The following is a 9,691-nucleotide window of genomic DNA, read 5'->3' as shown; positions in this document are numbered from 1 at the left end:
CGCCTGCCCCGGCGGCAATGCCCGCGGCTGGGTCGGCAGCAGGCGGCCGCGCGGCAATTCCGGCACTTCCTCGTCGTCGTCGCTGGGAGGCGCCACCTGGCCACGCGGGATCGAGCCAGGCGGACGCGGCGCGGGATCGGAGAAAATCGTTCCGATCTGCGCGCGCGCGGGCGGCGCAAGCGAGATGGTTGAGGCGGCAACCAAGGCCGCAAAGCCAGTCAGGGCAATGGTTCGAAGCATCTCGCGCGGCTTTAAAGGGCGAATCGGGCTCGCGACAGTCTACCTTGATATCGGCCGCTCGCAGGCCACCGGTTAACACGCCGAATACGGCGGGGAAAGGGCGCCCGGCCGGCCCTCCCCGGCCCTCTGGTGACCCACTGGTCACCCTTGGGAACACGTGTGATAGTCCTCACGCTGAAGGCACGCGGCACCGCGTGAAAACCAGGAAAATCCGGATCGAACCGGACCAGCCAGAGGAAACCCAACATGCCAGATCGCATCAGGCTCGATGGCCGGGTCGCCGTCGTCACCGGGGCTGCCGGCGTCATCGGAACCGCCACGCTTCACCTGCTCGCCGAACGCGGCGCGCGGATTGTCGCGGTCGATCGCAAGGGGGCCGATCTTGCGGCCGCCATCAAGGAGCTGCCCGCCTCGGCCGAGGCCTTTTCGATCACCGCCGACGTCACCGATGAGGACGAGGTCAAGGAGTACGTCCGCGCCGCCGTGGACCGCTTCGGCACCATCGACGCTTTCTACAACAACGCCGGCATCGAGGGCGACATCAAGCCGATCCCGGAATACTCGCTGGAGAGCTTTCGCCGGGTGCTCGACGTCAATGTCGTCGGCGTCTTCCTCGGCATGAAGCATGTGCTGCCGGTCATGCTGAAGCAGAACAAGGGCAGCATCATCAACACCGCCTCGATCGCGGGCCTCGTGGGATCGCCGATGATCGCGGTCTACAGCGCCAGCAAGCACGCGGTCATCGGACTGACCAAGAGCGCGGCCTGGGAATGCAGCGGCACCGGCGTGCGCGTCAATTGCGTCTGCCCCGGCATGATCGAGAGCCGCATGCTGAGCACCATCCTGCAGGGACGTTCCGGCGGCAACGCACCGCCGCCGGTCGAGAAGATCGTCGACCGCATTCCGGCGCGCCGGCTCGGGCTCGCGAGCGAGGTCGCCTCGATCGTCGCTTTCCTTGCCTCCGACGAGGCGAGCTACGTCTCCGGCTCCGCCTACACCGTCGACGGCGGCCGCATCGCCGCCTGACACTTCAGTTCAGCATGACAAGAAGGTTTGTTGCCTATGCCCGTCGTTCTCGATCCCGATGCCGCCGCCGTCTACAAGGCGTTCCAGGAGGCCGGCCGCCCCGCCTATGAATCGCTGACCGCACCGGAGGCCCGCGAATATTATCGCGCCGCCCGCATCGTCTCCAATCCCGAACCGCCCGCGCTTGAATCGAGCAGGGAGCTTTCGATCCCGGCGCCGCACGGCTCGATCCCGGCCCGCATCTACACGCCGAAGACGCTGCGCAAGACCAACGGACTAGCAGCATGCCTGGTGTTCTTCCACGGCGGCGGCTGGGTGATCGGCGATCTCGATACCCATGAGGTGGTCTGCCAGAAACTTGCCCATGAGGGCGAGCTGATCGTGATCTCGGTCGATTACCGGCTCGCGCCCGAGCATCGCTTCCCCGCCGCGGTGGACGACGCCGTCACCGCGACCAAATGGGTCGCCGCCAACGCGAAAGATCTCGGCATCGATGCGGCGCGCCTGATTGTCGGTGGCGACAGCGCCGGCGGCAACCTCGCGGCCGTGGTCGCCCTCACCGCCCGTGACAACGGACCGAAACTCGCCGCCCAGCTGCTGATCTATCCTGCAACCGATTTCTCGCGGAAGCATCCGTCCCACAGCGAACCCGAGACCAGCATCCTGCTGACGCATTCGGTGATCGGCTGGTTCGGCAACCACTATCTCGGCGACGCCGACAACAGCAACTGGCGCGCCTCGCCTGCGCGCGCGAACAACTTCGCCGGACTGCCGCCGGCCTATGTGCTGACCGCCGGCGCCGATCCCTTGCGCGACGAAGGCGATGAGTACGCGAAATTCCTTGAGGATGCCGGCGTGCCCGTGACCTACCGGCATTTCCCCGGCCAGTTCCACGGCTTCTTCACCATGGGCAAGCTGCTCAACCAGGCCAATGTGGCGGTGACCGAGATCAGCGCCTGGCTGAGGTCGCTGGGCTGAGCGATCGGATCGAGGGGGCGACGCGCTGGTAGCGGCGTCCCCGATCCGGGCTCGTGAATGGATGGCCGGCGCACCTTGCGGCGTTAGCGCGCCTTGAAGTTCCCCGCGCCGCGCGATAGTGCGGCCGGACGCTCTTCACGCCGCCGGGCACCCCAGCCAGCGAGATCACCTTGCTCACGCCAATCCTCGTCTACGGTATCCCACTCGATTTCATCCTGTTCGCGCTGACGCTGCTCGGCGTCGCGCTGTTCCATCATCACACGCTTGCGGTGGCGCTGACGGGCCTTGCCGCGATCGTTGCCTACAAGCTGCTGTTCGCGGGTTTTGCGAAGTTCGGCGCAGGCCTGCCCGGCCTCGTGCACCACATCGAGCACGAATGGGTGACGCTCGCGAACCTGTTCCTGCTCCTGATGGGATTTGCCTTGCTGTCGCGGCATTTCGAGGAGAGCCGGATCCCCGACGAGATGCCGGCGCTGCTGCCCGACGACTGGAAGGGCGGACTGATCCTGCTGGTGATCGTGTTCGTGCTGTCGGCCTTCCTCGACAACATCGCCGCCGCGCTGATCGGCGGCACCGTCGCACGCCACGTGTTCCGCGGCCGCGTCCATATCGGCTACCTCGCCGCCATTGTCGCCGCGTCGAATGCCGGCGGCGCCGGCAGTGTCGTCGGCGACACCACGACGACGATGATGTGGATCGACGGCATCAGCCCGCTCACCGTCGTCGACGCCTACGTCGCCGCCGTCGTCGCGATGCTGGTGTTTGCGGTGCCGGCCTCGCTGCAACAGCATCGCTTTTCCCCGATCGTGAAGAACGCACCGTCCGGCCTCAGCATCGACTGGGCGCGCGTTGCGATCGTCGCCGTGATCCTGCTGGCCGCGCTCACGGCCAATATCACCGCCAATTTGAAATTCCCCGCGATGCTCGACGCGCTGCCCGTGCTCGGGCTCGCGGTCTGGGCCGCGATCCTCGTCACCTCGGTGCTGCGGCGGCCGGACTGGTCTGTCATGCCCGAAACACTCAAGGGCACCGTGTTCCTGCTTGCGCTGGTGACGGCGGCCTCGATGATGCCGGTGGAGAAGCTGCCGGCCGCATCATGGCAGACCGCGCTCGGGCTCGGCTTCGTCTCGGCGGTGTTCGACAACATTCCGCTGACCGCGCTGGCGCTGAAGCAAGGCGGCTACGATTGGGGCTTTCTGGCCTATGCGGTCGGATTTGGCGGATCGATGGTCTGGTTCGGCTCGTCCGCCGGCGTCGCCGTGTCCAACATGTATCCGGAGGCCAAGTCGGTGGTTCGATGGATCACCCAGGGCTGGCCGATCATGGTGGCCTATGTCGTCGGCTTCTTCGTGATGCTCGCCCTGCTCGGCTGGCATCCCGACGCGCCGCATTGACGGAAATGCTGATTTCGCCATGCTGCAGTGCACAATCACGCTATTTCAAACTTGTGGAAAAGCGAGACAAATCCGTTGACATTGCTAAACTCCATTCGCCGTAACAGCTTATGGAGCGTTCGCATGAGTGTTAGTGCAGAAGTCCTCGCCCGCGCCCCGTTGGAAAAGACCGAAGGCGAAATCGAAACGGTGAGTTCGCATCGACCACGCAGCAACATTCGGCCTCTCTCACCAATGCCGGACTACGTCGAGCACCGCAACGGCGTCAATGAGGTGGGCATGCTGTCCGCCGAGGCGGTCGTGCGCGAATATGAAGCGGCGGTGAAAGAGATCGAGGCGCTTGGAACGGAACTGCAACTGGCCGCCAAGAACTGCGAAGTCATGGTGGCCGGCGTCCACGACATGATCGCGGAAATCAAGGAGTTCGCTGCGGGTTACCGCGATCAGGGCAAGCGCTTTTTCCTGCAGATCGAAGCCGTCTCGTTGATGACCACGGAGGTCAGGGATACCTGCGAAGCACTCAAGAAGAAGATCGCGACCGACACCTTGACCCGGTGATCTCTGGGCTCGGGCACGTTTCGTGCCCAGCACATTCGCGGATTTTCAGCGTGTATTGGTGAACGGCTGCGCCAATCCGGCGCGGCGGAACCGTTAGTTTCTATTCGGGACCAAGTCGTTCGAGACCAGGTCGTTCGACATCCTGCCCGCTTTGGCGGGGGTTTTGTGCTGCAGCAAACCCTGCGCGCCCCGAAGGGCGGGACCTGACCGATTCAGCGCGCGTCAGGTGCGCGCTCAGCCATGTCGGTCGCCGACGGCAAGGCGGATATCGCGGACCACCGGTCGCTAAAATCCCTGGCCGGGAGCGCGTCCGTGTCGGAGACGACAGTGCCTGCGGTCCGCGGCAAGTGCGACCTCACCGTCGCGGCGGTTGCAGTGACAGCCAGCAGGGCGACGGCCACGAACCCGGTAATCGTTCGATGCTTTGTCACTTGAACCTCCTCTGGTCCCCGACGCCCACTTGACGTGAGTCACGGGAACCGTCGCGCCGGTTCACCACAAAGACAGCATCGATCGGATGAGTTTGGACAACGAGCTTGTCCCAAACTCAAATTGCTTTTGCCGACGGTGCCGACGAGTTTGGCGACGGTCCCTCATCGGCGGCAGCGCTCGCTTCGCCGTTTTCCAGGAACTCGCCGGCGTTCCGCAATTCACGACCTACCCGGCGCGCGATGCCCGGCGCAGCGATTGCGGCGGCTGGCCGAAGGCGCGGATGAAGGCGCGGCGCATCCGCTCGGGATCGCGGAAGCCGGCGATCTCGGCGACGCGCTCGATCGCCTCGCCGGACGACTGCACGCGCTGCCGCGCCACTTCGATCCTCAACCGTTCGACCGCTTTCGACGGCGTGGTGCCGGTCTCCGCAATGAAGGCGCGGGTGAAATGCCGCGAGCTCATCCCGGCCTTGTCGGCGAGGTCCTCGACCGTCAGCGGCGCGTCGAGATGCTCGCGCGCCCAGGCCAGCAGCGGCCCGAACCGGCCGTTCGGCGCCTTCAATTCCAGCAGCGAGGAGAACTGCGACTGGCCGCCGCTGCGCCGGTGATACAGCACGAGCTGCCGCGCGGTTTTCTGCGCGATCTCGTCGCCGTAATCCTCGGTGATCATGGCGAGCGCGAGATCGATGCCCGCGGTGATCCCGGCCGAGCTCCAGATGTTGCCGTCGCGGACGAAGATCTGGTCCGGTTCGAGCTTGATCTTGGGATAGGTCTTCACGAAATGCGGCGTGCGCTGCCAATGCGTGGTGGCGCGGCGGCCATCCAGCAGGCCCGCCTCGGCCAGCACATAGGCGCCCGAGCAGACGCTGGCGACGCGAATGCCGCGGCCCGCCATCCGTCGCACGAATGACAGCGTGGTCGGACAGCTCGCCGGCGTACGCACGCCATTGCCGCCGGCGATGATCAGCGTCGTGAACGCCGCCGACGGCTTGAGGCCGCGTGCGAGCATCTCGACGCCGGACGAAGAGCGCACCGGCCCCGCCTTCACTGCAATCGTCTTGATATCGGGCGCGTTGTTGGCGAAACGCGCCGCGATCTCGAATGCCGCGATCGGACCGGCTGCATCGAGCAACTGAAAGTCGGGAAAGATCAGGATGCCGATCATTTGCCAAATCCTCGCTACGTCCGAAAATGAGGGAAATACGCCATTCTGGACGGGAGGCCATCATGGCATCGTGGTTCCGTCAAGCGCTATTTGGAGGCTTCCGATGTCCGAACCGCTGCAGATTGGATTGCTCGTCTTCCCGAAGGTGACCCAGCTCGACCTCACCGGTCCGCTGCAGGTGTTCTCTTCGGTGCCCGGCGCGAAGGTGCACCTGATCTGGAAACGGATCGAACCCGTTCCGAGCGATTCCGTCATGGTCCTGACGCCGACCACGACCTTCGCCGATTGCCCGCAGCTCGACGTGATCTGCGTGCCCGGCGGGTTCGGCACCGACGACATGGTCGGTGACGAAGAGATGCTCGCCTTCCTGCGCAAGCAGGCAGCGGGAGCGAAATACGTCACGTCGGTCTGCACGGGATCGCTGGTGCTCGGCGCCGCCGGCCTCCTGAAGGGCTACCGCGCCACCACGCATTGGAGCGCGATCGATTTCCTCGCCGGCTTCGGCGCGATCCCGACCAGGACGCGCGTCTGCGTCGACCGCAATCGCTTCACCGGCGGCGGCGTCACGGCCGGCATCGATTTCGCGCTGACGCTGGTGTCCGAGCTCGTCGATCGGAAGACCGCGGAAGCGATCCAGCTCAGGCTCGAATACAACCCGGCTCCGCCGTTCAATGCCGGCTCACCGGATACCGCACCGGCCGAGATCCTCGACTTCATGAAGGAGCGAATGGGACCGGCCCACGCACGCCGCGGCGAATTGATGGGCCGCGCGGCGGCGCGGCTCACCCAAGGCGGGTCCTCGTGATCGCACGCGACAATTGCTGCTTCAGGGAGCAACGGGCTCCAATCCCTTGCTCCGTATCACTGCGGCAGCCGCCGGCGAGTGCAGGAATGCGATCAATTGCTCGGCGGCCTTCCGCTCGCCGGCATTGGCGCTGATGCCGACGCTGAAGGTGGTGTAGTTCTGCAACTCATCGGGAAGGACGCCTGCGAGAGCGACGCCCTCGACCCCGACGATGTTGGGCACGGTGATCACCGTCAGCTCTGCTTCGCCGCGTGCGACGGCCTCCACCGGGCTCCGCCCTGCCACAGCCAGCAGCTTCGGCTTCACGTCGCCCGCAATTCCGAGGCGATCGAGCAGATGAAGGAAATAGCTTCCGCTCGCGCTCTCGCTTGAATAGGAGATTGATCGCGCCGCCAGCAGCGTTCGCTTGAGGTCCTCGCTGGAGGCGACCTGGGGCATCAGCGCACCCGCGCGGATCGCAACGCCGGCCGCAGTGCGGGCGATGTTGGACCGCGAACCCACGGCGATCTTGCCGAGCCGCGTGAGATCATCGACCACCGCCGGCGGCAGGACGGCAGCATCGAACGTCTCGCCCGCCTCGATCTGCCGCTTGAGCACCGGCACGCCCTCAAAGGTGAGGACAAGCGTATGTCCGGTCGCGCGCGAGAATGCGCGCGCAAGGTCATTGAAGACACCTTTCATGGTCGGCGTGCTGAGAACGGTGACCTCGGCCGCACCACCGGTCGTGGCGCTCGTCGCCAATACAAGCGCCGTGACCACGACGCGAATGCCCCTCATCACCGTCTCCTGCGTCTCAAGCGGATCCAGACCGCGAGTTCAGACCCGGAGCTGGAGTTAGCGTCGGAACAGGAGTATCCACAAGGTCGATTATTCGACAGACCGGTAGCCATTTAGGTACGTCATATGCGCTGGGCCGACAGGGTTGGGCGTTTCCTCAAGCCTCGCGACCTCCACGTCTTCATGACGGTGGTCGAGGAGCGCAGCATGGCGAAGGCCGCCGAGCGCCTGGCGATCTCGCGGCCGGTGATCTCGCGCACGATCGCCAATCTCGAACACATGCTCGGCGTGACGCTGCTCGACCGCACTGCGCGCGGCATCGCGCCGACGCTGTTCGGCAAGGCGCTGCTCAAGCGCGGCACCGCGGTGTTCGATGAACTTCGGCAGAGCGTCGAGGAGATCGCCTATCTCGCCGATCCCAAGGCGGGCGAGCTGCGCATCGCCTGCACCGAGGTATGGGCCCGCCGGCCTCGTGCCGGCCGCAATCGAGCGGCTGTCAAAGCGACTGCCGCGACTGCGCGTCAGGCTGGAGCAAGGCACCGCACTGCATCAGTTCAACCTGCTCCGGGAGCGTCAATGCGAGATCGTGATCTCGCGGCTGCTGACCGAGACACCGGACTCCGACATCGACATGCGGCCGCTGTTCTACGAACCGCTGGTCATTGTCGCCGGCCCGCAAAGCTCCTGGGCGCGCCGCCGCAAGCTGACGCTGTCAGAGCTCGTCGACGCACCGTGGATCCTGTCGACGCCGGAGGCGGAAGCCGGCTCGCCTTTCGTCCAAGCATTCCATGCTGCAAAGCTGCCGGTCCCCACCGCAACGATCTTCAGCAACTCGCTCCACCTGCGGATCAGCCTGCTCGCCACCGGACGCTACCTCACACTCGTTCCGGGCTCGGCGCTGCGGTTCGGGCCCGGAGCCAGCCTGCTCAAGGCGCTGCCCGTGACCTTGCCGCGATGGCATCTGCCGACGGCGATCTTCACCCTGAAGGGCCGCATGCTGAGCCCGGTCGCGCAGGTGTTTGCCGATTGCGTTCGCGACGTTGCCGGGCCGCTGGCCCAAGGCAAAGCTCAAACCAAGGCTCAAGGCAAAAGCACGCCCTGACGCTTCGTCTGGCCTGCAACAGAAAAAGGCCGCCCGGTTTCCCGAGCGGCCCTTCCTGTCTCACGGTAGCCTCACATTTGCGGGCGATTTCAGGACATCTGTACCGGGGGCCTATCTCCCGGCCGCATCCAACTCGGAGGCCGCTGCTCATCGGGACAGTCGCGATCTGGAGCCCGATCCGACGCGATGGTTTCCCATCTCCGTAAGATGGCTTCATTGAGCCGCGAACCCGCGTCCGGCGCAAGCGGGCAGCACCGGCTGCAACCTACCTGTCCCCGCTGTTACCGTTGTCCACAGGCGCGCGCTTGCGCTGCCGGGCGCGCGTGCGATGCACCCGCGGTGTTACGCACGTGCACGTCAGATACAGCAATGCCTGAAGGTCAGCTTCCCGGGGTCCAGGCGTGATAGTCGCCGGTCGCCTTGGGGCGGCGGCCGCTCGCCAGCGTCGAGCCGGACGGACGGTAGGCCTGCGCGGTGCCGGTCATGTTCGGCAGATGCGGCTTTTCCCATTCCCGGGCCACGTACTTCTCATCGGTCGGGGGCACATCAACCGTGTGATGCAGCCAGCCGTGCCAACCGGCCGGGATCCGGGACGCTTCGGCATAGCCGTTATAGACCACCCAGCGGCGCTCGAAATGCAGCGTCGGGTCGATCTCGCCGCCCTTGGTGCGATAGTAGCGATTGCCCTGCTCGTCCTCGCCGACCAGTTCGCCGAATCGCGAGGTCCACAACTGCGTGCCAAAGGTCTGGCCATTCCACCAGGTGAAGAATTTCAGCAGGAATTGTTTCATGCGCGGCCGGTCGTCGGTTCGAGGCTATGAGGCTCTGATGCCACCTCAATCCCCAAATGTCCAGCCACCGCCAAGGGCGCCCGGCGCTCCCCGAATTGCCCCCGTCCAGCGACGATTCGGCGACCAAATGACGCGGTCACGGGAAGTTTTGTTCACCTGCCATACATGCGCCGCTGGCTACGCAAAGGTGACGGACAATCAATGTCTAGCGCTGGAACGTCCCACCGCACAAATGGTTAGACATTGTCCGTTTTGATGGAGTCCAAAATGATCAATCTGAAGGTTCTGAGCACTGCCGCGGCATTGGCGCTTGCGCTGCCGTTGGCCGTGACGCCGACCGTTTCGTTCGCCCAGACCGCCGCGCAGATGGGCGCGATGGGCGGTGGCGGTGGTGCACGCGGCGGCGGCGGTGGTGGCGGCTGGC

The 9,691-nt window shown here is 65.3% G+C and carries 9 protein-coding genes and 2 pseudogenes; 7 read left to right on the top strand and 4 right to left on the bottom strand.

What is annotated here, in order from left to right:
- A pseudogene (locus H8A92_RS38160) lies at nt 1-240 on the bottom strand (DUF2155 domain-containing protein); the annotation flags it as partial.
- Between the two features lie 246 nt (nt 241-486).
- On the opposite strand from H8A92_RS38160, the gene H8A92_RS38155 reads away from it, so the two are divergent.
- The 4 genes from H8A92_RS38155 to H8A92_RS38140 all read left to right on the top strand — a co-directional run bounded on the left by H8A92_RS38155 (nt 487) and on the right by H8A92_RS38140 (nt 4,196).
- Nucleotides 487-1,266 carry an SDR family NAD(P)-dependent oxidoreductase gene (locus H8A92_RS38155; protein ID WP_229200438.1) on the top strand — a complete coding sequence of 260 codons (780 nt, stop codon included), beginning with the start codon at nt 487-489 and terminating at the stop codon, nt 1,264-1,266.
- Nucleotides 1,267-1,302: 36 nt separating this feature from the next.
- Nucleotides 1,303-2,244, top strand: a complete 942-nt coding sequence (locus H8A92_RS38150) for an alpha/beta hydrolase (protein ID WP_229200436.1) — start codon at nt 1,303-1,305, stop codon at nt 2,242-2,244.
- 170 nt (nt 2,245-2,414) lie between these two features.
- Nucleotides 2,415-3,638, top strand: a complete 1,224-nt coding sequence (locus tag H8A92_RS38145) for an SLC13 family permease (protein ID WP_229200434.1) — start codon at nt 2,415-2,417, stop codon at nt 3,636-3,638.
- A gap of 123 nt (nt 3,639-3,761) precedes the next feature.
- Nucleotides 3,762-4,196, top strand: coding sequence for a hypothetical protein (locus tag H8A92_RS38140; protein ID WP_229200433.1), 435 nt, complete (start codon nt 3,762-3,764; stop codon nt 4,194-4,196).
- Between the two features lie 657 nt (nt 4,197-4,853).
- Here the strand turns inward: H8A92_RS38140 and H8A92_RS38135 are convergent.
- Nucleotides 4,854-5,792 carry a GlxA family transcriptional regulator gene (locus H8A92_RS38135; RefSeq protein ID WP_229200432.1) on the bottom strand — a complete coding sequence of 313 codons (939 nt, stop codon included), beginning with the start codon at nt 5,790-5,792 and terminating at the stop codon, nt 4,854-4,856.
- A gap of 103 nt (nt 5,793-5,895) precedes the next feature.
- On the opposite strand from H8A92_RS38135, the gene H8A92_RS38130 reads away from it, so the two are divergent.
- Nucleotides 5,896-6,597: a DJ-1/PfpI family protein gene (locus H8A92_RS38130; protein ID WP_229200431.1), complete on the top strand. Its 702-nt coding sequence runs from the start codon at nt 5,896-5,898 to the stop codon at nt 6,595-6,597.
- 21 nt (nt 6,598-6,618) lie between these two features.
- Here H8A92_RS38130 and H8A92_RS38125 read toward each other — a convergent pair whose 3' ends face one another.
- Nucleotides 6,619-7,374 (bottom strand): molybdate ABC transporter substrate-binding protein, encoded by a 756-nt coding sequence (locus H8A92_RS38125; RefSeq protein WP_229200430.1) that lies wholly within the window; start codon nt 7,372-7,374, stop codon nt 6,619-6,621.
- A gap of 126 nt (nt 7,375-7,500) precedes the next feature.
- On the opposite strand from H8A92_RS38125, the pseudogene H8A92_RS41280 reads away from it, so the two are divergent.
- Together H8A92_RS41280 and H8A92_RS38115 are read left to right on the top strand one after the other, a co-directional pair.
- Nucleotides 7,501-7,653, top strand: a pseudogene (locus H8A92_RS41280) (helix-turn-helix domain-containing protein); the annotation flags it as partial.
- A gap of 94 nt (nt 7,654-7,747) precedes the next feature.
- Nucleotides 7,748-8,476, top strand: coding sequence for a substrate-binding domain-containing protein (locus H8A92_RS38115; protein ID WP_233285770.1), 729 nt, complete (start codon nt 7,748-7,750; stop codon nt 8,474-8,476).
- A 380-nt stretch (nt 8,477-8,856) separates the two neighbouring features.
- Here H8A92_RS38115 and H8A92_RS38110 read toward each other — a convergent pair whose 3' ends face one another.
- Nucleotides 8,857-9,267: an NADH:ubiquinone oxidoreductase subunit NDUFA12 gene (locus tag H8A92_RS38110; RefSeq protein WP_050420199.1), complete on the bottom strand. Its 411-nt coding sequence runs from the start codon at nt 9,265-9,267 to the stop codon at nt 8,857-8,859.
- Nucleotides 9,268-9,691: the final 424 nt, after the last annotated feature.

Source organism: Bradyrhizobium acaciae (assembly GCF_020889785.1).
Lineage (GTDB): Bacteria > Pseudomonadota > Alphaproteobacteria > Rhizobiales > Xanthobacteraceae > Bradyrhizobium > Bradyrhizobium acaciae.
Note: the sequence above shows the minus strand (reverse complement) of the source record. Positions and strands in the feature narration are given on the sequence as shown.